The following is a 26,633-nucleotide window of genomic DNA, read 5'->3' as shown; positions in this document are numbered from 1 at the left end:
TGCACTCCTCAGAAACGTAATATCCCAATAATAATAAGCCAAACCGGTAAGGGTTTGGCTTATCGTTTGAGTTCTTAGTGCTGCGGGTTATCCGCGAGCCAGTTCGCCATGGCGACGAATTGTTGTAGCGTCAAGTTTTCTGGACGCATGCCTGGATTGATACCAAGCTCTTCCAACACCTCTGTACTGAGCAGAGATTTATAACAGTTACGTACTGTTTTACGGCGTTGGTTAAAGCCTTCACGACATACTCGCTCCAGCAAACGTAGATCTTTAGCTGGGCATGGAAGCTCTTCGTAAGGTACTAGACGAACAACAGCTGAGTCTACTTTCGGTGGCGGAACAAAAGCGGTTGGTGGCACTTCTAGCACTGGTACTACTTTACAGTAGTACTGCGCCATGACCGTTAGACGACCATAAGCCTTGCTACCCGGACCTGCTGCCAAGCGGTTTACTACTTCTTTTTGAAGCATAAAGTGCATATCTTGAATGTCTTTATGGAATTCAAATAGGTGGAACATCAATGGTGTAGAGATGTTGTATGGCAAGTTACCAAAGATACGCAGCTTGTTGTTTGGCTTCACCAGTTGAGTGAAGTCGAAACGCATCGCGTCGCCTTCATGGATAGTAAGCTTATCTGCCAATTCAGGATGGTTGCGTAGACGTTCTGCTAGGTCACGGTCCAATTCGATCACCGTGAACTTGTCGACTTCGCGACCAACAGGTTCGGTGATTGCACCTAGACCCGGGCCGATCTCAACCAGGTTTTGACCTGGTCTTGGGTTAATTGCTGATACGATACCGTCAATAATGTACGGATCGTTCAGGAAGTTTTGACCAAAACGTTTACGCGCTTTGTGTCCTAAATGGACATCATTTCTCATTGTTTCTTCTCTACCAATTCTATCGCATGCGTGAGCGCTGTTCGGAAGCTCCCTGTATCCGCTTGACCTGTCCCTGCCAGTTCTAATGCAGTACCGTGATCCACCGAGGTTCTAATAAAAGGTAGACCAAGAGTAATGTTTACTGAACGACCAAAGCCTTTGTACTTTAATACTGGCAACACTTGGTCGTGGTACATGCCTAAAACAGCATCAGCATCGTTTAAATACTTTTCATTGAAAATAGTATCTGCCGGTAATGGACCGATCAGATTGATTCCTTTTTCTTGTCGAATCTTTTCCAATGTCGGAGTGATGGTCTCGATCTCTTCGCGACCCAAACAGCCATCTTCTCCCGCATGTGGATTTAACCCGCAAACATAGATGTTTGGCTGCGAGATGGCAAATTTTTCTACAAGATCTTTATGAAGAATATCGATGATTTTTTCTAATCGCTCTTCCGTGACGGCTTTTGATACGTAAGCCAAAGGAATGTGCGTAGTGACAAGTGCTACTCTCAGTCCTTCAGTTGCCAGCATCATCACGACCAACGGTGTGTTGGACTTCTCGGCGAAGAATTCAGTATGACCACTGAAAGCAACGCCTGAGCGATTGATCACCCCCTTATGTACAGGGCCGGTGACAATAGCATCAAATTCATCATTCATACAGCCCAAAGCGGCTCTTTCTAGTGTTTTTAATACGTAGTGACCGTTAGCTTCATTGAGTTGACCAGCGATGACATTCTCTGCCATTTCGATATGGTCAACGATCAAGGTACCCGCTTTTTGGGCTTTGGGTGCTTCTTCTGGATTGTAATCAGTCAGTTGAACATCAATGCCGAGTAGTGCGGCACGTTCCAACAGCATGTTTTTGTCTGCGCAGACGACGATTTGGTGTGCCCAGTCTTCCTTAGACAAGGCGAGCACCAAATCGGGACCGATACCCGCAGGTTCCCCTGCGGTTACGACGATTCTGCGAATCGAATTAGTTGCCATCATTATCATCCACGATTTCAACGAATGCGCTTGCGCGTAGCTCTTGCATCCATGCGCCAGCTTCTTCATTAAACTTACGGTTAAATAGAATTCGGTATGCTTTGTTCTTCATCGCTGAATCCGTGCGGTCTACCTGGCGACGGTCTAGAACTTCAACAATGTGCCAACCGTGTACCGTTTTAAATGGTTCACTGATTGAGCCGATCGGTAATGTTTCTACTTGGTGTTTAAATTCTGGCACGTATAGGTCAGGAGTTTGGTAACCTAGCTCACCATTTTGCGCTGCTGAACCAGGGTCTTGGCTGTATTGTGTCGCCAACTGAGCAAAGGTCGCTTCGCCTGCCTTGATACGACGAATAAAGTCGTTTAGCTCTTTCTTCGCACCATCATCACTTAGGATTACCGTCGGTTTGATTAGGATATGGCGAGCATTTACTTCTGTTACTGCTACGGTTTCAAGACCTTTTACATCTTCAATTTTTAGGATGTGGAAGCCTACGCCGCTGCGGAATGGACCAATGATGCTACCTTTGTTTTGCATCTTGATCTGGTCTGCAAAGATGGTCGGCATTTCTTCTTTACGCATCCAACCCCAATCACCACCTTGTAGGGCTTTTGGACCTTTTGAATAGGTGTATGCCATTTCCGAGAAGTCAGCACCGTCTTTTAGTTTCTTAACCAAGGCTTTTGCTTCGGCTTCTACTTCTGACTTGTCTTTATCATCAGAGAAGCGAAGTTGAATATGACCAATTTTGTACTGAACGGTTGCATTGGTTTCTTTTGCCAGTTGGTCGGCAAGGCTATCTACTTCAGCAGGAAGAATATTGATACGACGACGCACTAGCGCATTGCGAGCTTCAGAAGCCGCAATTTCTTTACGGATCTGTTCACGAAACTCTGGGTAGCTTAGACCTTCAGCTTGAACAGATGCTGCAAGTTGCTCTACGGTCTGCTTGTTATTACGAGCAATTTCCGCAATTGCTTGGTTTAGACGGTTGTCATCGATACGGACGCCAATACGATCAGCTTCCTGTCCTTGTAGTGTGTCGATGATCAGTTTTTCTACCACTTGGTCTTTCAGCACACTTGCTGAAGGTAGGCTCTTGCCATTTTGACGAGCATTTGCCTGAAGCGTCTTCATCGCAGTATCGATGTCACTTTGAAGAATTACGCCGTCGTTAACGATAACCGCAACCTTATCAAGCTCTACTGGCGCAGCGGTTACACCACAAGAAAGTAGCGCGGTGAATAAGAGTGATTTCCAAATTTTCATTAAAAATTCCGTCAGTAATATAGATTAAGCGTCTTGCTATTGTTTAAGACGCCTAATTTGATTAATTGTTCAAATAGAATGGACGACCGTATTTGATTGCGTTGTCTGAGCCATCAAGCTCTTTCGCCGCAGTATCAGCTCGTTGGTTGGTTGCAAAACCTTGAATACCAAAGTTCACGCTGATGTTGTTTTCGTATTTTGGTGATGCGCCAGCACTGCCGATGGCTTTTTCATCCCAGCCAAGCAGTTGGTTGGAATATGTCAAACCAAAGTACCAACAGTCAGATTGGTAGCGCACGCTCGCCAACCATTCCATATCAATGTTTTCATTCAGGTCATAGTAGTACTGACCACTTGCAGACCAGCTTGGGTTGAACTCGTAAGCCGCTACAATACCCGCTTGTGAAATCCCCTTACGAGTGATCGTATCTAGGTTTTCGAGAATGATCGTATCTTCGATGTATTCTCGAGTGACGTAACGGTAGTTACCTTGAACAAAACCACCATTGAATTGGTATTCCAGCGTGCTGTTAGCAAGCTGCATTGCGCTCAAATCAATGTCGTATTGAATACCGCCGTGGTAGAACAGGTAATCGTTGTAGTTGAAGTCTGTTTCAATAGCCCAAGATGAGTAGTTTGAGGTCTCATCTGGCACGCTAGGACTGTTACTGATCTTGGTTTTCTTATCGAAGTAGTAGATCTGACCAAACGAGATATTGAGGCGTTCTTTATAGTCATCATCAAAGAATCGAGTACTTGCACCGTAACTCAACTGGTTTGCTGATGCGATCTTATCAATGCCACTGTATTTACGGCTGCGGAATAGACCATAGTAGTCAGTTTGCAGCAAGGTGGTATCGTAGTTGTAGATGTTCGTCTGATCTTCTTCAGGGACATACAAGTACTGTAACTGAGGCTCTAGCGTTTGTGTGTAGCCTTCAATCCAACTAGTGTCACGCTCTAGATACATACGTGCATGCGTACGGAACTCTGGAATGACGCGTGATACGTTTTCATCAAGCTGGTTGCGTAAATTAGTATCTGTTAGCCCTGTTAAGTCTTGAGAGTAGTATGTCGATAGGACACGAGCTTCTGTAGTCCATGTCGCCCAAGAGTTCGAAAGCGGGATAGTAAGACCTGGCTCTACGTGAACACGAGTTGCATCGGGTTTAGCTGTATCATCAGTATCAAAGCGGCTGATTTGGCTCTTCACGTCAAAGTTAACGTAATTGCCCATGAGTGGTGTGTAGTAGTTCAAATCCAACTGAGGCAGCAGACGGTATGGTTGGTTCTCGTCTTGAAGTAGGATTTGGAAATCACGAACTCGCAGTGATGCATCCCAGAAATTCGAACGGTATTGTACTTCACCTTCTTGAAGCAACTGACCATCTTCTCGGTTACCAATATCAGAGCTGAGATCTCGGAAGTAATCAATATCGCTGACTTTGGAGTAGTCTAAGTTGACTAACCATTGCTTGTTGATGATGCCTTCATGTTTGAACTGGTAACCCCAACGCGACTCGTCGTTGTACTTCTTGTCGCTGTTCATGTACTCGCCTTTGATTTCACCTTGTCCCCAACCATCGGTTAGGTAACGAAAATCAGCGTCGAGCTTGTTACCACGCTTCTGCATGTATAACGGGGTAATCGTCATGTCGTACTCAGGCGCGATGTTCCAATAGAATGGAATCTCAACTTCCATACCATCGTTGGAGCCATACGACAGAGAAGGGAATAGGAAACCTGTCTTACGCGTATCACCAATTGGCATTGTTAAGTACGGTACGTAAAAAACGGGAACGTCCAATACTTCAAAACGAGGGTGGTGCAGTGTAGCGGTTTCTTCATCTTGGTCGACATCAATACCTGATGCGACTAATCGCCAAGAGTTATCGCCTTGAGGGCATGATGTGATAGAGCCGTCTTCCAGCTCATAAACGGATTGACCCGTACGTGCGATATACGCTGCGGTACCTCGACCTTGCTGGCAAAGGAATTGGTAGTCGGTATTTTCTAGCGAGAAGGTATCTCGGTTGATGTCGTTGGTGACACGATCAGAGCGCGCCTTCACCTTACCGTCATTGAAGGTTACGTTACCTTCCGCTACCACTACATTGTCTTGTTGATGAAGTGTCACGCTATCCGCAGTAATCTTCTTTGGTCCTTGCGTCACTTCTACGTTGCCGGAGTATTGGGCTTTGTCGCCATTGATCGCCTGAAGACTATCAGCTTGTACTACGACTGGGGAATTTAGCGCGTCCTCCTCACCACTTGTCTCGACCAAACATTGATCTGTGATGGGCATTTCCTGCACACTATCATTGATATTCGCTTCAGCTTGAGTGGTGGGTACAAACAAGGCGGTGCTGATAGAGGCCGCTAAAAATGTGCGGGAGAAATGTTGCATTGAATTGAACTTTCCTGTGTCACTACTACTCGATGGCTATAGGGCTTGTTGTACCCTAGCTTTATAGCCAAATGAATCAACTATAGTTTGCAATTATCCCAGAGCATGGACTCGCTGTGGCATAATGCCGATATAAAATAGCTGCAAAGATAAGCAGGCGAAATAGCCTGACCGTAAAAAACTAATTCCATTATCATAAAGGAAATCGTTGCGTCCGGCACTATAAGACCGCCGTCGTCGATAAAAATTCATTGATAGAGAACACATAATGCATATTTTTGGCAAAATATTGGGTGCCTTTTTTGGCTTGTTACTCGGAGGTCCATTCGGTTTATTGTTTGGTCTATTTATCGGTCACCAATTCGATAAAGCACGTCGTTTGAGTCAAGCGGGGTTTTCTACTGGCGGTTTTGGTAAAGGTCCAAGCCAAGCTCAACGTCAGGAAGAATTTTTTAAAGCAGCATTCGCAGTAATGGGACATGTGGCTAAAGCCAAAGGGCAGGTAACGAAAGAAGAGATTCAACTTGCTTCAACGATGATGGACCGCATGAGCCTTCATGGTGAGCAACGCCGTGCTGCCCAAGATGCATTCAGAGAAGGTAAAGAGAGCGACTTTCCGCTGGAAGAAGTATTGGTCCGAGTGAAGATCTCTTCAGCCGGTCGCTTTGATTTGCTGCAATTCTTTTTAGAGTTACAAATTTCTGCCGCATTTGCCGATGGTTCTATTCACCCGAGTGAGCGCAGTGTTCTACATAAAATTGCTCGTGGTCTTGGTTTCTCTTCCGAACAGCTAGAGCGACGTCTCAATATGCAAGAAGCGGCTTTCCGTTTCCAAAGCCAAGGTGGCTTCCATGGTCAGCAGCAAGGTCAGTATCAATCTTCAGGTGCAGGGTGGCAGCAAGCGTCACAAGCAGACCAGTTGGCCGATGCCTATAAAATTCTGGATGTGTCTTCAGATGCAGACGGTAAAACCGTTAAGCGTGCTTACCGTAAATTGATGAACGAGCATCACCCAGATAAATTGATGGCAAAAGGTCTACCACCAGAGATGATGAACGTTGCGAAAGAAAAGTCGCAGGAAATTCAAAACGCGTACGATCTGATCAAAAAGGTGAAGGGCTTTAAATAAGCGCGTATTCTCATCAAATCTCAATAAAAAGGGCACCTAGTGCCCTTTTTTAGTTTCTGTCTGGTCTTTGGTTTGGTGATGGTTTCGAGCTTTCGGGTTAGCATGATCCAAAAGCGCATAGACCTACCAGTCCCCATTAATTGGCTTGATTTAGATTCCAATCGTATTCGTATTTTACTTTTCCAGAAAAGCCTTGGTATTGCGGTGCATATTGAGCAATGTGATTAAATACTTGTTCCTCACCGCCAAAATCTTCAGCAAACCAGTCATAAATGGAAGAAAGCTGCGCTGAATTACCTTTAATTGATACACCTTTACTACTGTTAATAAATGTTTTGGCTGCAGAGTCGAGTAGCGCTTGCGTGTTTTCAGCGGTGAAAGCTTGAGTTTGTAAATTTGGACATCCCAAGCTTGCACAATTCACTGCATAGTGTGTTCTCGGATCTTGCCAAATTGGACGCAAAATACGATGTTCAATGTCGTTTAAAGTCAAATCTTTACCATTCACCACCACAACTTCGTCTCCCCAAGGTCCAAAGCTAAATAGCCCGCCTAGTTTCGTAATGGATTTAACAGGGTAGTTATCCAAAATTAGGTCAACGGTGATGGCGTTATAAAGGTTAACCCAATACGCGTATTGCTCTGCTTGATTGTATTGTAGGGGATCGAGTTTGGCTAAGCGTTGGATGTACTGTTTTAACTTCGCTTTGTCCGTTGCTGAAACTTGGTTATAGCGAAATAACGTGTTTTCATCCTGCTCAACCAAATAGCGGTCTAATAGTTGTTGCCATTCTTGGTGAGAAATTTGTGTTTTGTTGGCTTGATTCGATTGCTTCCAATACGGCCACAAATCGGATTTCGGCGCAGAAAAAGCGGAGAAAGAGACGAGGGCACACAATATCAATAATAGACGCTTCATAATTGAACCTTTGGGTTAAACCTTGTTGATAGTGTAGACCTGTAGAAGAAGTAGTTTCTTTCTGAGGTAATGAAAATAAAAGAAAAAAGGCTGGCATAAGCCAACCTTGTATTTGTTTCAATCTCGATTTGAATTAGCTTAAGAAGCTTGGAATTTTCGCTTCGTATTCAGCAATCTTATCTTCGTGTTGAAGGGTCAGACCGATATTGTCTAAACCGTTCAGTAAGCAATGACGACGGAAGGTGTCGATTTCAAAACCATATTCTTTGCCGTTAGCACGAACGACATTAGCTTCTAAGTCCACTTCCACTTCAGCGCCTTCGTTAGCCTCAACAAATTGGAATATTTCATCCACTTCTTGTTCTGTAAGGCGAACAGGTACCATCTGGTTGTTGATGGAGTTGCCGTAAAAAATATCGGCAAAGCTAGGTGCAATCATCGCTTTGATGCCGTAATCGGCTAATGCCCAAGGGGCGTGCTCACGAGAAGAACCACAACCGAAGTTTTCTCGTGCTAGCAAGATAGAAGCGCCTTGGTAGCGCGGAGCGTTCATCACGAACTCTGGATTTGGCTGTTCGCCAGCATCATCTAAGAAACGCCAGTCATGGAACAAGTGTTTACCAAAACCTAGACGAGATACCTTTTGTAGGAACTGCTTAGGAATAATGGCATCGGTATCTACGTTCGCTGCATCTAGAGGAACAACTAAGCCTGTGTGTTGTTTAAAACCTGACATCTGTTCTCTCCTAGTCCTGGTTCTCAAAAGAAGTCAATTCGCGAATATCAACAAAGTGACCAGCGATTGCCGCTGCTGCTGCCATAGCAGGGCTAACCAAGTGGGTGCGACCATCACGACCTTGGCGACCTTCAAAGTTACGGTTTGATGTTGACGCACAACGCTCATGGGGACCCAAGCGGTCGTTGTTCATGGCCAGACACATTGAGCAACCCGGTAGACGCCATTCAAATCCTGCCTCTTTAAAGATAACGTCTAAGCCTTCCGCTTCAGCTTGGGCTTTTACTTGTTCTGAGCCCGGAACGATAAGAGCTTGAACATGCTCTGCGACTTTACGACCTTTCGCTACTTCTGCTGCTGCACGCATGTCTTCGATTCGTGAGTTAGTACAAGAACCAACAAAGACTTTATCGACGTTGTAATCTGATAACGACTTACCAGCTTCAAGTCCCATGTAAGCCAACGCTTTTTCAGCAGAGGCTTTTTCTACTGGATCTGCAAAGCTCTCTGGTGTTGGGATGGGCTGGTCTACAGCGATTACTTGACCTGGGTTTGTGCCCCAAGTGACTTGTGGCTTGATGTCTGCACCGTTCAGCGTTACTACGGCATCAAACTGAGCATCATCATCTGTTTTTAAGGTTTTCCAGTATTCCACTGCCGCATCAAATTCAGCACCCTGTGGCGAGAACTTACGACCTTTAATGTAATCGAATGTGGTTTCATCTGGTGCAATCAAGCCTGCTTTTGCGCCTAGCTCAATCGCCATGTTACATACCGTCATACGACCTTCCATGGAAAGATCAGTGATGGCTTCTCCACAGAACTCGACGACATAACCTGTACCGCCAGCAGCGGTGGTCTCACCAATAATGGCAAGTACGATGTCTTTAGCAGTGATGCCCGGAGCTACTTTGCCTTTCACTTCGATTTTCATCGTTTTTGCACGTGCTTGTTTTAGCGTTTGAGTTGCTAGCACGTGCTCCACTTCTGAAGTACCGATACCAAATGCAAGTGAACCAAATGCACCGTGAGTTGCGGTATGTGAGTCACCACAAACAATGGTCATACCCGGTAACGTAATGCCAAGTTCTGGTCCCATTACATGCACAATGCCTTGGTATTTGTGGTTAATGTCGTAAAGCGTAACGCCAAATTCTTCACAGTTTTTCGATAGCGTTTCCATCTGGATACGGGCCATCTCGCCGGAAGCATTGATGTCTTTTGTCGTCGTGGAAACGTTGTGGTCCATAGTCGCAAAAGTTTTGCTGACCTGACGCACTTTACGACCTTTTTCACGCAAGCCGTCAAATGCCTGCGGAGACGTCACTTCGTGTACCAAATGACGGTCGATGTACAAGATTGGGTTTTCCCCTTCTGCTGCGACGGCAACGTGTGCGTCGTAGACTTTTTCGTATAGTGTTTTGCCCATTGGTTTGCTTCCTTTCCTCGTTATCCTTGTCGCTTTGTTTTAGCACCAATGACTGAGAGGTAAGTCATTGGTGGATAGAGGATTTAGTATTTATTATGAATCTGTTCTGTATTATGAGTTTAAGATGTACTCAGCGATCTTATAGCCCATCTCAGATGTTGTAAGCGCAGGGTTGTCACCAGCAAGATCGCCCGTTAGCTCCCCAGCTGAAAGTGCTTTTGATACTGCGGCTTCAATGTCTTGCGCCGCAGTTTCTTCACCTAGGCTGTAACGCAGCATCAGTGCTGCTGATAGGATTTGCGCCACAGGGTTAGCAATATTCTTACCTGCGATATCGGGTGCACTGCCACCTGCTGGCTCGTACAGACCAAATTTACTTTCGTTTAGGCTTGCTGAAGGCAGCATACCCATTGAGCCAGTGATCATTGCGCACTCATCAGAAATGATGTCGCCGAAGATGTTCGAACAAAGCATTACGTCAAACTGAGCTGGGTCTTTAATCAACTGCATTGTTGCGTTATCAATGTACATGTGTGACAGCTCGACATCTGGGTAATCTTTTGCGATTTCTTCTACCACTTCACGCCATAGGATTGAGCTTTGCAGAACGTTCGCTTTATCGATTGAACACACCTTCTTACGGCGTAGACGTGCAGATTCAAACGCAATTTTTGCGATACGTTCGATCTCAAAGCGGTGGTAAACCTCGGTATCAAATGCTTTTTCTGTTGCGCCTTCACCTTCACGACCTTTCGGTTGACCGAAGTAGATACCACCAGTTAATTCACGTACTACCACGATGTCAAAACCACGACCTGAGATGTCTGCACGAAGTGGTGAGAAGGCTTCTAGACCAGAATGGATCTGTGCTGGACGAAGATTACAGAATAATTGGAAGTGTTTACGTAGCGGAAGTAGGGCACCACGTTCAGGTTGGTCATTTGGTGGTAAGTGCTCCCACTTTGGCCCGCCTACTGAACCGAATAGGACTGCATCAGACTCTTCACACGCTTTGACTGTACTTTCTGGAAGTGGGCAGCCGTGATTGTCGATTGCAATACCACCAACATCATGCTCGTCACGCTCAAATGCAATACCGTGTTTCTTTTCGATTGCATCCAACACTTTATGCGCTTGCGCCATCACTTCTGGGCCGATACCGTCGCCAGGTAAAACGGCAATTTTGTATGATTTGTCTGTCATGTTAATCCTTTAATATTTCTAAATTTTTGAGCTTATCTAAACGAATTTGGTTGGAGTCTGAGATGTGAATCAGACCCCAATGAATCACATTAAACTGTCGCGATTTTCTTTTGCTTCATCTCTTCAATCTTATCGGCACGATGAATACTGTTGATGACGTGTAATAGCGCTTGACCAGATGCTTCTACGATATCGGTAGAAACGCCGGTACCGTGGTACTTGCGACCTTTGTAGTTGGCGATGATGTCTGCTTGACCAAGACCATCTTCACCTTCACCTTTTGCTGTTAGGTCGAACTTGTCTAGAACGATGTCGTAACCTGTCACGCGGTAGATACATTGGTATAGCGCATCAACCGGACCATTGCCGACTGCAGCCTCACACGTTTCCTCATCACCACATTGCATCTTGATGCTGGTGGTCGCCATTACGCTGCCTGATTGCACACTTAGGTAGTTCAACTTGTAGAAATCATCTTCTTCACGCAAGTTTGAGAAGTGCATTAGGGCTTCTAGATCGTAATCAAATACTTGCCCCTTACGGTCGGCAAGCTTCAAGAAGTCCTCGTACAACGCATCTAAGTTGTATTCTTCTTCTTTGTAGCCCATTGAATCCATGTGGCTTTTCACGGCTGCACGACCACTGCGGCTGGTTAGGTTCAGAGCTTGGTTTTTAAGACCGATCGATTCAGGCGTCATGATCTCGTAAGTGTTTTTGTTCTTTAGCATCCCATCTTGGTGAATGCCTGAAGAGTGGCTGAATGCGTTGGCACCAACGATCGCTTTATTGCTCTGAATTGGCATGTTACATAGCTGACTAACCAACTTGCTGGTGCGGTGGATTTCGTCGTGTTTTAGACCGGTATGCACACCCATGAATTCTTGGCGTGTTTTTAGGATCATCGCGATTTCTTCTAAAGAACAGTTACCTGCACGCTCACCGATACCGTTAATGGTGCCTTCTACTTGTCGTGCCCCTGCTTGGACGGCTGCGATAGAGTTTGCGACTGACATACCTAAGTCATCGTGGCAGTGCACAGAGATGATGGCTTTGTCGATGTTGGGTACGCGGTTGAATAGGGTTTCAATGATGCCGCCAAACTCACTTGGTACTGTGTAGCCAACGGTGTCTGGAATGTTGATGGTGCTTGCGCCCGCATCGATAGCGGCTTCAACCATGCGGCATAGGTTGTCGATTGGAGTGCGTCCTGCGTCTTCACAAGAAAACTCGACGTCATCGGTGTAATTGCGTGCGTGTTTTACTGCTTTAACACCCATTTCAACCACATCGTCGTAGCTGCGGCGAAGTTTGTCCTGAACGTGAACAGTCGAAGTGGAGATGAAGGTGTGAATTCGGAAAGCATCAGCGACTTTTAGTGCTTCAGCGGCGGCATCGATGTCTTTCGCAACGGCACGCGAAAGGGCACAAACTCGGCTATTTTTTATGTGTTTTGCGATGGTTTGTACGGACTCGAAATCACCTGGTGAAGAGACAGGAAAACCCGCTTCGATAACATCAACGCCCAGCCTTTCAAGCGCATAGGCAATCTGCAGTTTTTCTTTAACCGTCAAGCTTGCTGACAACGCTTGTTCGCCATCACGCAATGTGGTGTCGAATATAATGACCTGATCGTTCATGTTTGCTTCCTTCATGATTTTTGCACTTTCGCGCAAGTTAATCGTTTACTTCCGGTATTTAGATATAAAAAAACCCGCATTTGCATGCGGGTTTCTAAGAAATTGGTGTGGTTATTTTTCTTCCACAGCCTACCCGCGCGAACTGGTCACGATCAGGAGGAGGCTAAGCAGGATAGAAAAACGTGCTGACATAGTTGTTAAGCATTCCACAAAATTAAGTTAACAAATTAGTACCGCACTCAATGGAGCACGTCAACCCTAAAGTTGATTTTTTATTCATATCGGATCAGTAGGTGAATTAATCTTCTATCAATGATGGACGTCTTCAATGTGAAGAAAGGGGAGATGTTTGTGCTACAACAATTATTGCCGCGACTAAGATCACGCTCACCATCTTCTTCTCATTGTTTTGATACTGCATGCTTTGCGAGCTATCACACAAAGGAGGCAATTGGTTGGCATAAATTCAGCAGAGCGATTTATAGTAGAACGGTTGTATCTACCGAATTTTTGAGGCAAATAGGTTAGGGATTAATGGATTTAGCGAAACAACTTGGACGTTCTGCGCTGGCTCTAGCTCTGGTTTCTTTATCTGGGTGTCAGTTACTTCAATTTGGGCAACCGACAGAGGCCACCTCTTCAGTGGTGGCGAGCGATCATGCTCATAGTGTCTTGATGATCAACCACCAAATGGATGAATACTTGAGTGAAGATGGACGTGAATCCTTTCTAAATCAAATGCTGGTGGCGTTAGAGTCGGATAACCGTGACAAGTTTAAAGGTAAAGATCCAGACACTTACTCTTGGTGGAAGATCCGTGTCCAGCCAAATCAATGGAAGGAAGCAGAAGTAAGTCGTCCTATTGTAGAGGGAGTGGATACGTCAAATACACTTGAATTTATGGATGTTTCATATCGCTCAAAGACCACTCTTAATTTGCGAGCAAAACCGAGCTTAAAAGGAGAGAAGCTGGGAGAGCTAACCAAAGGTGAGGTCTTTAATGCTCTTGCTAAAGTGGAAGGCGAACCATGGTTGCTGGTCGAACAAAAAGGTGTGATTAGAGGTTACGTACACAAAGACTACGCTCGTAGTAATGTCGTCAACCGAGACATTTTGTCGATCAAGCCTAATCCACTATTAAAGCATAATGTTGAGCCAAGCGAACAAGGGAAAAACGAATTGTTCGGTAGCTATACTTGCCGTGATTTGAGCTATGAGCTCACGAAAGATGGTCACATGACCACCGGCTCGCTTAGAGCATGTCGTAAACAAAGAAAGATCTGGTACATCGATGCACCAGTCTCTGCTTCCAATCAGTCTTGATCTTTTATGCTCAGATCTTCTGGGTGAATATCTTCGTACTTATGAGCTCGGTTGATCAACGTAACGATTACCGAGCTTATTGCTACTCTTAACTCCCGCCGTTTTTTCTGCTCTGCTGCAAATGATAACGTGTCATTAATTATCCAAATTCTCGTCATGTAGTTGTCACCTTACACGCCTAGTTTTCATATAAAGGTCAAAGTAAAGGAATGTTACATGCGAGCTTTAGAGACAATTAGCCAGCCAATGGCAAGCATTGCTAAATTTGATTTGGCGTTCTCCAGTGTGTGTTTACAACATCGATTTAATCAGCAAGTCGCGAATATCAGTAAAGGAGTTTCTCATAGTGGGGATGGACACCTCTATGTGGTGTTAGGGTTGTTAGCTTGGCTACTTGATAAGCAACATGGTCATTGGTTCTTGATTACCGGGTTAACCGCATTTGCCATCGAATTACCCATTTACTGGGTGTTGAAAAACAGCTTTAAGCGCCGTCGTCCTGAGGAATTGAGCGCGTTGCTTCCTGCCTTTATTACTCCTTCTGACCGCTACAGCTTACCGTCAGGTCATACTGCGGCGGGCTTTTTGATGGCGACGCTCATTCATCATTTTTATCCAGACTTAGGCATATTTGCTTTCACTTGGGCAGCCTTGATTGGGACATCACGTATTCTGCTTGGCGTGCACTTTTTTACTGACATCATCATTGGTGCTTTGTTGGGGAGCCTATGTGGTTCTTTGGCAATTGGGCTCATTGGAGGTTAATGGATGAAAATTCTGTATGGTGTTCAAGGCACAGGAAATGGTCACATCGCCCGCGCAAGAGCCATGAGTAAAGCTTTTCAAACTCACGACGTGCAGGTTGATTTTCTTTTCTCTGGACGCGAACCAGAAAAGTACTTTTCAATGGAGTCTTTTGGAAACTATCAAACTCGGCGCGGCTTTACCTTTGTGACAGAGAAAGGTGCCGTGAGCTATGCTAAAACGGCATTACGCAATAACTTGGTTCAGTTTATCCAAGAAGTAAATCAGCTGGATTTGTCTTCTTATGATCTGGTGATCAATGATTTCGAACCCGTCTCGGCTTGGGCTGCTCGTAAGCAGAACAAACCTTGTATTGGTATCAGTCATCAAAATGCATTCCGCTACCCAGTACCTCTTAAGGGGGCGAGTTGGTTGGATAAATCCGTCATAGAGCATTTTGCTCCTTCGCAACACCACCTAGGCTTGCATTGGTATCACTTTGATCAGCCGATCTTACCGCCAATCGTTCATACGCTTGAGCAAACGAGTGGTAATGATGACTTTGTTCTCGTCTATCTTCCGTTTGAATCAATAGAAGACATCAGCGATTTGTTGTTCCATTTTAATCAACAGTCTTTTGTCTGTTATCACCCGAACGTGATTGAGTGTGAGCAAGTGGAAAATATTGAACTAAGACCTCTGTGTCACACTAACTTTCAATCTCATTTGCAACGTTGTAGTGGAGTGATTGCCAATGGTGGTTTTGAACTGCCATCGGAAGCCCTTTCTCTTGGCAAGAAGCTATTACTTAAACCGCTTTCTGGGCAATTTGAACAGCAAAGTAACGTCGCAACATTGGAAGATTTAGGGCTAGCATCTTCGATGGAAAATCTTGATATTTCGACGGTACGTCAGTGGTTGAAAGAACAACAAGCAGAAAGCGTGAAGTATCCTGATGTTGCAAAAGCGATCGCCAACTGGGTATTACAAGGTGTCTGGGATGCACCTGAAAAACTCTCTGAACAACTATGGGAACAAGTCGATTTCCCGAGTTACGTATCGAATATTTAACGTCCGATTTATCTTCTAAGTTGCAGTCATTCACGCGCTGATTGGCTGCATTTTTATGCCTTCTATATCATTTCTATTCACGGTCATTTTGCTGACTCTTTAACTGATTTGCATGTTTTGTGAACTTAACTATTGATGCTGGTTTTTGAACTCAAATGCAAACAATAGGCAGGGTAAATGGGTTGTATAATCCCTGTAGATTGTCATTAACGTGCTAAATAGGTTGTAAGAAACCTCTGATTTAGGCGTTTTATACTTTTTTATGTTTTTCTTAACGATATGATAAATATGGAATAAATAACTAATTGGCTAAAATTTAATGATTAAATATCAATCTAGTTGCGAAACCTTGATTGATTAGTTGATAGTACGGTTCGAGCCGGAAATATCTGGACGATAAATATAATACAAATTCGGTTTTCTATTCCTTAAAAAATGATTTGAATCCAGCCACGGTCGTTTGTGTGCAAAGAGATTCTATTCGTTAAGAATTCATTGAACCAAGTTGACGATTACATAAGAGGCGCACTCCATGTTAGATAAAAAAGACGCGATGAGCGCAATTGCTAGCTACCGTATGGAAAGCACATTGCGTGGTGTAGATTTAAACCTATTGACCGTATTTGATGCAGTGATGCAAGAGCAAAATATTACTCGTGCAGCACATAACCTTGGCATGTCACAACCAGCAGTAAGTAATGCGGTTGCTCGCCTAAAAGTAATGTTTAATGATGAGCTATTCATGCGTCAGGGTCGTGGTATTCAGCCAACTCAGCGTGCTCGTCAACTGTTTGGTCCTATCCGCCAAGCACTACAGCTTATTCGTAACGAACTTCCAAGCTCAGTTTTCCAACCTGAGTCTTCAACTCGTCTGTTTAAACTGGCGATTTGTAGCCCATGTGATATGCGTTTCGCACCGAGAATCATGGCTAACATTAACGAGCAAGCACCAAGCGTACAGCTACACCTAGATGCGGAATTTGATCGCCTTCTATCTGAGCGTATGCGCTACCAAGAAATCGACTTCGTAATTGACTACGCACGTTTTGATGATCAAGGCTTCTCAAGCACTGAAATCTTTAAAGATGAGCTAGTGGTTATTGCTTCTAAGACGCACCCTCGCATCCAAGGTGGTGTATCTGCTGAGCAACTGATCAACGAGAAACACGCGAAGCTATCACGTGTACATGGTCAACGTAGCTTCTCTGAGCAAGCGTACCGCGAACTTGATTGCCAAGCCGCTTATGAAGGTTCAAGCCTAAGCAACCTGCTATACGTAGTAAGCCAATCTGAGCTTGTGACTATCGCTCCTCGCTGGATGGCTGAGAATGCAGTGAACAGCGACCAGTTGCAAATCCTAGATTTCCCATTTGAAAACAAGGAAATCAGTGGTTACCTAAGCTGGCACGAATCAAGTGAGAAGGACAAAGGCCACATCTGGTTACGTGACCAACTCATGATCACTTGTGGTGAAGTTGTTGCGCTTAAATAAGCTGAATTTTTAGCCTGATCAACTGGTCAGACTGGACTTGTAATCATCAATTTTTACAATTCCTTGCCCCTGAGAGAACGCCGTCTCTCAGGGGCTTTTTATGTCCGCTATTTAATAGTCGAAACAGCGACTTAAGTTGATTAAACCTTCAGCAGTTAAAGACCTGCTATGCTCTCATTAGTGATAGTCGTCTCTTAATAATGATAAGTTTGATAATGGTCAGTTGCGTTTTTAAGCGTCGAGGTTACACTTGTGCGCTCAAATAGCTTACGCCTGTAAGCCAAAAGGTAATGTAAAGAATGGCCAAGTTAGATTTTCATATCGTAAAACGTATTCGTGAACAAATTGCGAAGGGTAGTACTCGTGTTGCGCTTAAACATAAAGTCGGCGACACATGGCAAGGTATTACTTGGGAGCAGTTTGGTCAGCAAGTAGATGCTTTGTCACTTGCGCTTTTGGCTCAGGGATTGGGCGTTCAAGATAAGATCGGTATTTTCTCAAATAACATGCCGCAATGGACCATTGCTGATTTTGCAGCACTGCAATTGCGTGGCGTTACCGTACCTATCTATCCAACTAACACCGCAGCTCAATCGGCTTACATCATTGATAACGCAGACGTCAAAGTGTTGTTTGTTGGTGAGCAGCCACAGTTTGATGCCGCGGTTAGCATTTTCGATGAATGTAAGCAGCTAGAACTGATCGTTGCGATGTCAGATGATATTGACCTAGGCGATCATGCATTTGCTATGACATGGAAAGACTTCGTTGCTAAGGGCGACGTTAGTCACCAAGCTGAGCTAGAAACTCGTTTAGAACATGCGCAAGAAGAAGATCTACTGACCCTGATTTACACCTCTGGTACCACAGGTCAACCGAAAGGTGTAATGCTAGATTACGCGAACATCTCTGCCCAACTTGAAGGTCATGATGAGCGCTTGAGTTTAACTGAAGACGACGTATCGCTGTGTTTCTTGCCATTATCACACGTGTTTGAGCGTGCATGGACATTCTATGTGCTTTATAAAGGTGGTACCAACTGCTACCTGCAAGACACCATGCAAGTACGTGATGCCCTGAGTGAGGTGCGCCCAACCGTGATGAGTGCGGTTCCTCGTTTTTATGAGAAGATCTTCTCTGCGATCCACGAGAAAGTGTCACGTGCACCATTCCATCGCAAAATTATGTTTACTTGGGCGGTCAACATGGGTGCGAAGATGGCTGCTTGTCATCAAGAAAACCGCAAGCCATCACTGATGCTACGTAAATCTTATGCTTTGGCAGACAAACTAGTGTTGAGCAAGCTACGTGCATTATTGGGTGGACGCATTAATTTCATGCCATGTGGTGGCGCGAAGCTAGATGAAACCATTGGGCGTTTTTTCCACGCAATTGGCATCAATGTTAAGCTTGGCTACGGTATGACAGAAACCACGGCAACCGTATCTTGTTGGGATGATCAATGCTTTGATCCGAGCTCTATCGGTATGGCAATGCCAGGCGCTCAAGTTAAGATTGGTGAAAACAACGAAATTTTGGTGCGCGGTCCAATGGTGATGCGTGGCTACTACAAAATGCCAGAGGAAACTGAGAAGACGTTTGACGAACATGGCTTCTTGAAGACTGGCGATGCAGGTTACATTGACGAAAATGGCAACTTGTTCATTACTGACCGCATCAAAGAACTGATGAAGACTTCAAACGGTAAGTACATTGCACCTCAAGTCGTAGAAGGTGCAATCGGTAAAGACCACTTCATTGAGCAGATTGCTGTCATCGCAGATACACGTAAATTTGTATCGGCTCTGATTGTTCCGTGTTACGACTCACTTGAAGAGTATGCGAAAGAACTAAATATCAAGTACCACGATCGTGTTGAATTGATCAAACATCATCAGATTGTTGAGATGCTTGAGAAGCGTGTTAATGACCTGCAGAAAGAACTGGCTAAGTTTGAACAAGTTAAGAAATTCAAACTTTTACCCAAAGCATTCTCGATGGATGATGGTGAGTTGACCCCAACACAAAAACTTCGTCGTAAAGTCATTAACGACAAATACCAAGATGAAATCGAAGAAATGTACACTGAAAAGTCTGATAAAAAGTAACTTAAGCTAACTTAGATTTCAGATTGATGAAAATGTCCCCAGTTGCCTGATATTGTGCTGCTGGGGATTTTTTATGACCGTCTTTCACACTTTTAGTTGTGACTTATGAAGGAAGTTTCGCTGAAAGTTGCCATTTCTAGTGAAATTATTCACTTTATTTTCTTTTGGTTTCTTACCTTGATTCTATTTTGCGCTACTTAGTTAGCGTCAAACCCTGCCTTTGTTCTGATTTATAGCATCTTGTTTAAAATTTGATTCAACTCTCATTAGACCCGTTGATAATAAAACGTTACATTTGTTGTGTTACCTTGCGTTTTGTTATGACAGACGTAAGACATAGCTGAAAAAGTGGAAGTATTTCTATTAGGCTACGAATAAGACCTAGACTATGTAAAACCAGACCAAACCGTTGGCCTTACGGTGAGGAAAACTGGTAAGGAGAGCAAATTATGACAGCAATGTTGTCAGGCGCAGAGATGGTTGTGCAATCTCTGATTGAAGAGAGCGTAGAGCAAATCTTTGGTTACCCTGGTGGGTCCGTTTTAGATATCTACGACGCACTGCACGCCAAAACCGATCAAATCAAACACGTACTAGTAAGACACGAACAAGCCGCTACCCATATGGCAGATGGCTATGCGCGAGCGACGGGCAAGCCCGGAGTCGTACTGGTATGTTCTGGTCCTGGTGCAACCAATACCATCACAGGTATTGCGACTGCATACATGGATTCAATTCCAATGATTGTTATCTCAGGTAACGTACCAAACAACCTGATTGGTAATGATGCCTTCCAAGAGTGTGACATTGTGGGTGTTTCACGCCCTGTTGTGAAACACAGCTTCCTCGTTAAGAAAGCGGAAGACATTCCTGAAACGATCAAAAAAGCGTTCTACATCTCGACAACAGGTCGACCTGGACCGGTTGTGATTGATTTGCCGAAAGATATTTTGAACCCGCAAATCAAGCTTCCTTACGAGTACCCAGAAAGCATTTCGATGCGTTCATATAAGCCAACGACGTCTGGTCACAAAGGTCAGATCAAAAAAGCGTTGAAGTCGCTTGTTGAAGCGAAGAAACCAGTATTGTACATCGGTGGTGGGGCGGTAATTTCCGGTGCGCATGAGCATATTCAAACGCTATCGGAGCAGTTAAACCTTCCTGTTGTAAGCACACTAATGGGGTTAGGTGCCTTCCCGGGGACACATAAAAACTCGCTTGGTATGCTAGGTATGCACGGTACTTACGAAGCTAACATGGCGATGCATGAAGCGGATCTTATCTTTGGTATTGGGGTACGTTTTGATGACCGTACGACTAATAATCTAGAGAAGTATTGTCCGAATGCTAAAGTGATGCACATTGATATCGACCCATCTTCTATCTCGAAAAATGTGAAAGTTGATTTGCCTATCGTAGGTTCTGCTGAAAAAGTATTAGCGACCATGGTTGGTCTGCTCAACGAGCAGGGCAATAACAACGATCAAGAAGCGATAGGTCAGTGGTGGGAAGACATTCAAGTATGGCGAGATCGCAACTGCTTGGCGTATGAGACATCTCCTGAGCGCATTAAGCCGCAACAAGTTATCGAAACACTGCACAAGCTAACCAAGGGAGACGCTTACGTTGCGTCTGATGTGGGACAGCACCAGATGTTTGCGGCACTGTACTATCCATTTAATAAGCCACGCCGTTGGATTAACTCGGGTGGTCTCGGCACAATGGGCTTCGGTCTACCTGCTGGTATGGGTGTGAAATTCGCCATGCCAGAAGAAGAAGTGGTGGTTGTGACTGGTGATGGCAGTATCCAAATGAATATTCAGGAGTTGTCGACGGCCATGCAATACGACATCCCTGTAAAAATCATTAACTTGAATAACCGTTTCCTAGGCATGGTAAAACAATGGCAAGACATTATTTATCAAGGTCGTCACTCTAACTCGTACATGAGTTCTGTTCCTGATTTTGCAGCGATTGCAGAAGCTTATGGTCACGTCGGTATTCGTATCGAAACGCCAGATCAGCTAGAAGCGGGTCTCCAAAAGGCGCTCGACATGAAAGATCGTTTGGTGTTTGTCGACATCAACGTAGATGAAACCGAACACGTTTACCCAATGCAGATCAAAGGCGAGGGTATGGACAAGATGTGGCTAAGCAAAACGGAGCGTACCTAATATGAGACACATTATTTCTTTGTTAATGGAAAACCAGCCAGGTGCTTTGTCTCGCGTTGTCGGTTTGTTTTCTCAGCGTGGTTACAACATTGAATCATTGAACGTATCACCAACTGATGACGAAACACTGTCGCGTCTAAATATCACGACTAACTCTGATGAAATGCAGTTGGAGCAGATTCAGAAGCAATTGCATAAGCTGATCGATGTGCTCAAAGTGCAAGAAGTCACGGAATTTGACCACATCGAGCGCGAACTGATGATGGTCAAGGTGAAAGCGAGTGGTTTTGCTCGTGCTGAAGTGAAGCGTACCGCGGATATTTTCCGTGGTCAGATTGTTGATGTCACGGCTTCTCAATATACGGTGCAACTTGCGGGTACCAGTGAGAAACTGGACGCTTTCATCCAAGCGATTTCGGAAGTTACGGAAGTGGTCGAAGTGGCTCGAAGTGGTGTCGTAGGCATTGCTCGCGGGGAACGTTGCCTCAAGCCTTAATGAAATCTGATGCATTTAAGAAAAGCCATCGTTGTTCGATGGCTTTTTGTTTAGAAAATAACAAACAGTGATATAATTGCTGCTTTCGTAATCAATGTGAGTAGTAGAACGCGTGAAAGTCAGGAAGTTAGTCAGCGCTTTGTTGGCGACGACGCTATTTTTTAGCGCGCTCATCTCAATCTACTACTATCAGAAATATCAAACGCTGTTAGCGGATAACGTCAAGAGCACCGCTAAAGAAGCTCTTCATCAACTCGCGTATTCCGAGCGAGAATATAACAACGTTCAAGATCAAATCTCTTCCATCAGTGATCTACTCGGTCATAGCCAAAGCCTTTACGATTATTTGCGTGATCCTAGCGACAAAAATCTCGCCATTTTACAAGAGGTGTGGAGCTCAGTCGCCGTTAACCAAAAATGGTATCGACAGATACGTTTCCTAAACCTTGAAGGGCAAGAGAACGTACGGATTAATTACGACTTCAAAACGGGCATTGCTGCGCCAGCTCAGGTTTTGCAAGATAAGTCCGAGCGAGCTTATTTCCAATTCGCTCAGAATCTTAGCAATGACCAGATCGGCTCTTGGGGGATAGAGTTAGAACGAGAAAATAGTGAGCTCGTTTATCCGTACAGTCCATCGATTCGTATCATGATGCCTGTTGCGATGGATGGTACGCGCGAAGGCTATCTGGTACTGAACATCAACGTTCAATATTTGTCATCACGTTTAAATTACTCACCTGTAAGAGATTTTAACATCGAGCTTATCAACCAAGCGGGCTACTACGTTGCGAGCTCTCATAATGACAAGTTGTATGGCGATATTATTCCTGCTCGCTCTCGATTCAACTTTGGTTTGCTTCACCCCAAAGTTTGGCAGAACATGGGGGCAGAAAAGATGGGTTACGAATACGATGGTAACCATCTGGTGATCTTTAATACGATTAACTTTGTGCCGGGGGAGTCTCTTCATTTAATTATCGATCTTTCGCAAGAACAGCTCTTAGAGCGAGCTGATCGAGACATTGATGACTTATTGCAAGAAGCTCTCTTTGTTTTAAGCTTGATGCTGGTTTTCGCGCTCCCGATAACAACTTTAGCACTGCACTATCGTCGCCATAGCATTGAGTCCAAGCTGGCTCGAGCGGCACTGGATGGCATGACCGCAGTGATGATTTCGGATACTTCACACCGAATTATGATGGTTAACCAAGAGTTCGAAAACATGATGGGTTATTCGAATTCTCGCTTACGAGGCTGGAATGCCCACAATCTGATTTTTATCCCCGAAGACATTGAAAATATTCTGGCGATTTGGAATCAACTGGGTGTTGAGCAAGTATGGGAAGGTGAGGTGCGTTGTCGTACTAAACTTAATCATGTGTTTACTGCCATTATGCGTATTCAAGCCATTATGGCAAAGTCTGGTAAGGTCAGTTATTACATCACTTCACTGGTGGATATTTCGGAGCGTAAAGAGCTAGAAGAAAAGCTGCGCAACTTAAGTGAGAAAGATGGTTTAACTAGCCTTTGGAATCGTCGTAAATTTGAAGAGCAGCTTGCACAATATACCAACTTGGTTGAACGCTATCCGAATACACCTACGACTTGTTTAGCCTTGTTTGATATCGACCATTTCAAGCGTATCAACGATGAACTGGGGCATGATGAAGGCGACAAAGTCATTTGCACGGTGGCTGAAACTTTACTTCGTGGGGTGAGAAGCACCGACTTCGTGGCTCGAGTTGGTGGAGAGGAGTTCGCGGTGATCATGCCGCACACTACTACGCAAGAGGCAGAAGTGGTTTTGAATCGCTTGCGTGTTGCAGTAGAGCTAAGTAGTGACCGTTCAGTGACCGTAAGTGTGGGTTACAGCGATGTGACTGCGGATAGAACTCGCAGTTACAAATGTGCCGATATTGCCCTGTACGAGTCAAAAAGTGCAGGGCGGAACCGAGTGTCGATTTGTCACAGTTTTGATGACATTGCTTAGAGGCGATGAGAAAAAGCAGTAATTGGCTTCTCTAGCAAATAAAAAAATCGGGATAACCCCGATTTTTTGCTATCTATTGGGCGACGATATGATTAAGCCGTTTCTAGCTCTAGTACAGTTTCAATACGCTGCATTGAGCTCAATAAATGCTTATCAAGCAGTGTCATTGCTTCTTCGCTGTTCTTCGCAAGAACAAGCTTCATGATCATCTCATGTTCATCAATGTTGAACAGAGCATCTTGCTCAGAGTTCAATGTTTGCATCGCAAAGTAGCGGTAGCGTTTGATTTGGTTGATCAGATCACTGAAGAACTCAAACATGTTCTTTGAATCGGCACCTTCCAACAAAGAGACGTGGAACTGATGGTGGCGCTCTTCCCACTCTTTCCAACAGAATGTTTCGTCAAAGTTCAGACGAGATAGCTTATGGTATGACGTTAGCACGTCCAATTCCCAGCTTTCATCACCCGCCAAGATTGCTTTCTTAAGCAGTACAGAAGAAACCACACGAAGGCTTTCGTATAGGTCGTTCAATTCTTTTTTGCACACAGGCGCAACCCAACAGCCTTTTTGTGGCTCAAGCTTTACATACTTGCTCCAAGACAGTTGCACAAGTGCTTCGCGGATAGGTGATGCACCAACGTTGTATTTCTCTTTCAGGTCAGCAACCACAAGCTTTTGACCTGGCTTTAATTCACCCGTCAGGATGTCCTGACAGATCATTTTCGAAACTTTGTCGGTAAGAGTAGGACTGGACACAAGCAACCTCATGAAATTTTATTATCGTGACGACAACTAAACAGTACGTAGTTCGGTTGTGATTGATAATACAGCGTACTGATTATGAGGGCAAGATTAAATATATAAAAAAAGAGGGCCGAAGCCCTCTTTTTTATTGAACTGATGATTGAATTCTTCAGTCTTATAGAACGTGTACAGAAGCTGTGTTCGTTGTGCCTGAAGCTACTAGAGCACCAGAAACCATAACAACGATATCGCCTTTGTTGCCTAGACCTGATTCTAGAGCAAGTTCTTTACCTGCTACGTAGAACGCGTCAGTGCTTTGGATAGACTCAACAACTACTGGAGTAACACCTTTAGTTAGAACTAGCTGTGCAGCAGTCTTAGTGTTAGTCGTTAGTGCTAGGATGTTTGCAGTTGGGAAGTACTTACGTACTGAACGTGCAGACTTACCACCTTCAGTTGCAACAACGATAAGTGGAGCAGCTAGTTTTTCAGCTGTGTCTACCGCGCCTTTACATACTGCTTCAGTGATGCGAAGACGTGGGCTGTCTAGACGAGAACCTAGCTCAGCTTTTAGAGCTGAATCAGTACGGTTCGCGATTTGAGCCATGATAGTTACCGCTTCAACTGGGTACTTACCTTTAGCAGTTTCACCAGAAAGCATAACTGCGTCAGTACCGTCCATTACCGCGTTAGCAACGTCGCCAGCTTCCGCACGAGTAGGACGTGGGTTGTTGATCATAGAATCAAGCATTTGAGTTGCAGTGATAACCATCTTACGTGCACGGTTACACTTCTCGATCATCATCTTCTGAGCGAAGATTACTTCTTCAGCTGGGATTTCAACACCTAGGTCACCACGAGCAACCATGATGCCGTCAGAAAGCTCTAGGATCTCGTCGAAGTTATCAACACCTTCTTGGTTTTCGATCTTAGAGATGATGTGGATGTTCTCGCCGCCGTTTGCAGCAAGTACTTCACGGATTTCTTGAACGTCAGAAGCTTTACGGATGAAAGAAGCAGCTACGAAATCAACGCCTTGCTCACAACCGAATTTAAGGTCGTTCTTATCTTTTTCAGATAGTGCAGGTAGGTTTACAGAAACGCCTGGAAGGTTAACACCTTTGTTTTCGCCTAGAGCACCGTTGTTAAGAACTTTACACTTAACTTCAGTTTCAGAAGTTGCAAGCACTTCCATTTCGATTAGACCGTCGTCTACTAGGATAGTGTTACCAACGTTTAGGTCGTTAGCAAAACCAGCGTAAGTTACTGCAACTTTGTCTTTGTTACCTACAACTGAGATGTCAGTTGTGAAAGTGAATTCTTGACCAGCTACTAGATCAACGTCGTTGCCGTCTTCTAGTTTGATAGTGCGGATTTCTGGACCTTTAGTGTCTAGAAGGATTGCAAGTTGTTTGCCTGTAGCTTCCATTACTTGGCGGAAGTTCGCGATACGAGTGCCGTGCTCTGCGTAGTCACCGTGAGAGAAGTTAAGACGCATAACGTTCATGCCAGCGTTTACTAGTTCAGTTAGCTTCTCTACAGATTCAGTTTTAGGGCCAATCGTACAAACGATTTTGGTCTTTTTCATGGAAGATACTCTCCGGTAAGTATAGTTACAATTTGAAAGTCGGTTGTTTACTCTGAAGTTAGGGCGTTTTGATGACATTTAGTGCCTGTCACCCACCGATTTTCCGCCGCATTATTGGAACTTCAGATTCTGTAAGTCTTTCACCAAGTTTAGTCATTTTATGACTAAAAGATCGGCGATTTTGGTTACCTTTTTGTGACTAATCCCACTTTATATGCAGAAAGTTGCAAAAAAATAACCTTCAATTCTGTAATTTTTTTTCTTTTCGGTGGCGAATTCTACCACC

General features: G+C 44.5%; 20 protein-coding genes. 9 read left to right on the top strand and 11 right to left on the bottom strand.

The window, feature by feature from the left end; genetic code table 11:
• Positions 1-74: 74 nt before the first annotated feature.
• The 4 genes from rsmA to lptD all read right to left on the bottom strand — a co-directional run bounded on the left by rsmA (position 75) and on the right by lptD (position 5,559).
• On the bottom strand, positions 75-884 hold the full coding sequence (gene rsmA / locus QMY49_RS13015) for a 16S rRNA (adenine(1518)-N(6)/adenine(1519)-N(6))-dimethyltransferase RsmA (RefSeq protein ID WP_005450470.1): 810 nt from the start codon (positions 882-884) through the stop codon (positions 75-77).
• Positions 881-1,879, bottom strand: a complete 999-nt coding sequence (pdxA, locus tag QMY49_RS13010) for a 4-hydroxythreonine-4-phosphate dehydrogenase PdxA (protein WP_005450469.1) — start codon at positions 1,877-1,879, stop codon at positions 881-883. The genes rsmA and pdxA overlap by 4 nt, the downstream gene beginning before the upstream one ends.
• Positions 1,869-3,152, bottom strand: a complete 1,284-nt coding sequence (gene surA / locus QMY49_RS13005) for a peptidylprolyl isomerase SurA (RefSeq protein ID WP_005450468.1) — start codon at positions 3,150-3,152, stop codon at positions 1,869-1,871. Before surA ends, pdxA begins: the two co-directional genes overlap by 11 nt.
• A gap of 61 nt (positions 3,153-3,213) precedes the next feature.
• The gene (gene lptD, locus QMY49_RS13000; protein WP_005450467.1) at positions 3,214-5,559 is read right to left on the bottom strand and encodes an LPS assembly protein LptD; all 2,346 of its coding nucleotides are present in this window, start codon (positions 5,557-5,559) and stop codon (positions 3,214-3,216) included.
• Positions 5,560-5,827: 268 nt separating this feature from the next.
• On the opposite strand from lptD, the gene djlA reads away from it, so the two are divergent.
• Positions 5,828-6,688 (top strand): co-chaperone DjlA, encoded by an 861-nt coding sequence (gene djlA / locus QMY49_RS12995; RefSeq protein ID WP_009698850.1) that lies wholly within the window; start codon positions 5,828-5,830, stop codon positions 6,686-6,688.
• 136 nt (positions 6,689-6,824) lie between these two features.
• Here the strand turns inward: djlA and QMY49_RS12990 are convergent, their stop codons facing one another.
• The 5 genes from QMY49_RS12990 to leuA all read right to left on the bottom strand — a co-directional run bounded on the left by QMY49_RS12990 (position 6,825) and on the right by leuA (position 12,612).
• Positions 6,825-7,607: a DUF547 domain-containing protein gene (locus QMY49_RS12990; protein ID WP_005450465.1), complete on the bottom strand. Its 783-nt coding sequence runs from the start codon at positions 7,605-7,607 to the stop codon at positions 6,825-6,827.
• Between the two features lie 133 nt (positions 7,608-7,740).
• Positions 7,741-8,343, bottom strand: a complete 603-nt coding sequence (gene leuD / locus QMY49_RS12985; RefSeq protein WP_005450464.1) for a 3-isopropylmalate dehydratase small subunit — start codon at positions 8,341-8,343, stop codon at positions 7,741-7,743.
• Positions 8,344-8,353: 10 nt separating this feature from the next.
• Positions 8,354-9,772: a 3-isopropylmalate dehydratase large subunit gene (gene leuC, locus QMY49_RS12980; RefSeq protein WP_005450463.1), complete on the bottom strand. Its 1,419-nt coding sequence runs from the start codon at positions 9,770-9,772 to the stop codon at positions 8,354-8,356.
• 111 nt (positions 9,773-9,883) lie between these two features.
• Positions 9,884-10,975, bottom strand: a complete 1,092-nt coding sequence (gene leuB, locus QMY49_RS12975) for a 3-isopropylmalate dehydrogenase (RefSeq protein ID WP_283311909.1) — start codon at positions 10,973-10,975, stop codon at positions 9,884-9,886.
• 89 nt (positions 10,976-11,064) lie between these two features.
• Entirely contained in the window at positions 11,065-12,612 is a 1,548-nt protein-coding gene (leuA, locus tag QMY49_RS12970) for a 2-isopropylmalate synthase (protein WP_005450461.1), read from the bottom strand.
• A gap of 534 nt (positions 12,613-13,146) precedes the next feature.
• On the opposite strand from leuA, the gene QMY49_RS12965 reads away from it, so the two are divergent.
• The 8 genes from QMY49_RS12965 (at position 13,147) to QMY49_RS12930 (ending at position 24,013) form a co-directional block, all read left to right on the top strand.
• The gene (locus QMY49_RS12965) at positions 13,147-13,935 is read left to right on the top strand and encodes an SH3 domain-containing protein (RefSeq protein WP_005450460.1); all 789 of its coding nucleotides are present in this window, start codon (positions 13,147-13,149) and stop codon (positions 13,933-13,935) included.
• Between the two features lie 216 nt (positions 13,936-14,151).
• The gene (locus QMY49_RS12960) at positions 14,152-14,700 is read left to right on the top strand and encodes a phosphatase PAP2 family protein (protein WP_005450458.1); all 549 of its coding nucleotides are present in this window, start codon (positions 14,152-14,154) and stop codon (positions 14,698-14,700) included.
• Between the two features lie 3 nt (positions 14,701-14,703).
• Positions 14,704-15,750: an MJ1255/VC2487 family glycosyltransferase gene (locus QMY49_RS12955; RefSeq protein WP_047512564.1), complete on the top strand. Its 1,047-nt coding sequence runs from the start codon at positions 14,704-14,706 to the stop codon at positions 15,748-15,750.
• 532 nt (positions 15,751-16,282) lie between these two features.
• Entirely contained in the window at positions 16,283-17,242 is a 960-nt protein-coding gene (gene calR / locus QMY49_RS12950) for a LysR family transcriptional regulator CalR (protein ID WP_005430441.1), read from the top strand.
• Positions 17,243-17,541: 299 nt separating this feature from the next.
• Complete coding sequence (locus tag QMY49_RS12945; RefSeq protein WP_009698844.1) at positions 17,542-19,350, top strand: AMP-dependent synthetase/ligase; 1,809 nt, start codon at positions 17,542-17,544, stop codon at positions 19,348-19,350.
• A 449-nt stretch (positions 19,351-19,799) separates the two neighbouring features.
• Positions 19,800-21,524, top strand: a complete 1,725-nt coding sequence (locus tag QMY49_RS12940; protein ID WP_005450455.1) for an acetolactate synthase 3 large subunit — start codon at positions 19,800-19,802, stop codon at positions 21,522-21,524.
• Between the two features lies 1 nt (position 21,525).
• Positions 21,526-22,020: an acetolactate synthase small subunit gene (gene ilvN, locus QMY49_RS12935; RefSeq protein ID WP_005450454.1), complete on the top strand. Its 495-nt coding sequence runs from the start codon at positions 21,526-21,528 to the stop codon at positions 22,018-22,020.
• 112 nt (positions 22,021-22,132) lie between these two features.
• Entirely contained in the window at positions 22,133-24,013 is a 1,881-nt protein-coding gene (locus QMY49_RS12930) for a sensor domain-containing diguanylate cyclase (RefSeq protein WP_005450453.1), read from the top strand.
• 92 nt (positions 24,014-24,105) lie between these two features.
• Here the strand turns inward: QMY49_RS12930 and QMY49_RS12925 are convergent, their stop codons facing one another.
• Together QMY49_RS12925 and pykF are read right to left on the bottom strand one after the other, a co-directional pair.
• Positions 24,106-24,783 carry a GntR family transcriptional regulator gene (locus tag QMY49_RS12925; RefSeq protein WP_017190055.1) on the bottom strand — a complete coding sequence of 226 codons (678 nt, stop codon included), beginning with the start codon at positions 24,781-24,783 and terminating at the stop codon, positions 24,106-24,108.
• A 151-nt stretch (positions 24,784-24,934) separates the two neighbouring features.
• Entirely contained in the window at positions 24,935-26,347 is a 1,413-nt protein-coding gene (gene pykF, locus QMY49_RS12920) for a pyruvate kinase PykF (RefSeq protein WP_005450451.1), read from the bottom strand.
• Between the last annotated feature and the right edge of the window lie 286 nt (positions 26,348-26,633).

Source organism: Vibrio harveyi (genome assembly GCF_030060435.1).
Lineage (GTDB): Bacteria > Pseudomonadota > Gammaproteobacteria > Enterobacterales > Vibrionaceae > Vibrio > Vibrio harveyi.
This window is presented reverse-complemented; position numbering and strand designations above follow the sequence as displayed.

Bases quoted from the DNA above. Each gene is read 5' to 3' on its own strand.
- rsmA (WP_005450470.1), bottom strand. From the start codon at position 884: ATGAGAAATGATGTCCATTTAGGACACAAAGCGCGTAAACGTTTTGGT.
- pdxA (WP_005450469.1), bottom strand. From the start codon at position 1,879: ATGGCAACTAATTCGATTCGCAGAATCGTCGTAACCGCAGGGGAACCT.
- surA (WP_005450468.1), bottom strand. From the start codon at position 3,152: ATGAAAATTTGGAAATCACTCTTATTCACCGCGCTACTTTCTTGTGGT.
- lptD (WP_005450467.1), bottom strand. From the start codon at position 5,559: ATGCAACATTTCTCCCGCACATTTTTAGCGGCCTCTATCAGCACCGCC.
- djlA (WP_009698850.1), top strand. From the start codon at position 5,828: ATGCATATTTTTGGCAAAATATTGGGTGCCTTTTTTGGCTTGTTACTC.
- QMY49_RS12990 (WP_005450465.1), bottom strand. From the start codon at position 7,607: ATGAAGCGTCTATTATTGATATTGTGTGCCCTCGTCTCTTTCTCCGCT.
- leuD (WP_005450464.1), bottom strand. From the start codon at position 8,343: ATGTCAGGTTTTAAACAACACACAGGCTTAGTTGTTCCTCTAGATGCA.
- leuC (WP_005450463.1), bottom strand. From the start codon at position 9,772: ATGGGCAAAACACTATACGAAAAAGTCTACGACGCACACGTTGCCGTC.
- leuB (WP_283311909.1), bottom strand. From the start codon at position 10,975: ATGACAGACAAATCATACAAAATTGCCGTTTTACCTGGCGACGGTATC.
- leuA (WP_005450461.1), bottom strand. From the start codon at position 12,612: ATGAACGATCAGGTCATTATATTCGACACCACATTGCGTGATGGCGAA.
- QMY49_RS12965 (WP_005450460.1), top strand. From the start codon at position 13,147: ATGGATTTAGCGAAACAACTTGGACGTTCTGCGCTGGCTCTAGCTCTG.
- QMY49_RS12960 (WP_005450458.1), top strand. From the start codon at position 14,152: ATGCGAGCTTTAGAGACAATTAGCCAGCCAATGGCAAGCATTGCTAAA.
- QMY49_RS12955 (WP_047512564.1), top strand. From the start codon at position 14,704: ATGAAAATTCTGTATGGTGTTCAAGGCACAGGAAATGGTCACATCGCC.
- calR (WP_005430441.1), top strand. From the start codon at position 16,283: ATGTTAGATAAAAAAGACGCGATGAGCGCAATTGCTAGCTACCGTATG.
- QMY49_RS12945 (WP_009698844.1), top strand. From the start codon at position 17,542: ATGGCCAAGTTAGATTTTCATATCGTAAAACGTATTCGTGAACAAATT.
- QMY49_RS12940 (WP_005450455.1), top strand. From the start codon at position 19,800: ATGACAGCAATGTTGTCAGGCGCAGAGATGGTTGTGCAATCTCTGATT.
- ilvN (WP_005450454.1), top strand. From the start codon at position 21,526: ATGAGACACATTATTTCTTTGTTAATGGAAAACCAGCCAGGTGCTTTG.
- QMY49_RS12925 (WP_017190055.1), bottom strand. From the start codon at position 24,783: ATGAGGTTGCTTGTGTCCAGTCCTACTCTTACCGACAAAGTTTCGAAA.
- pykF (WP_005450451.1), bottom strand. From the start codon at position 26,347: ATGAAAAAGACCAAAATCGTTTGTACGATTGGCCCTAAAACTGAATCT.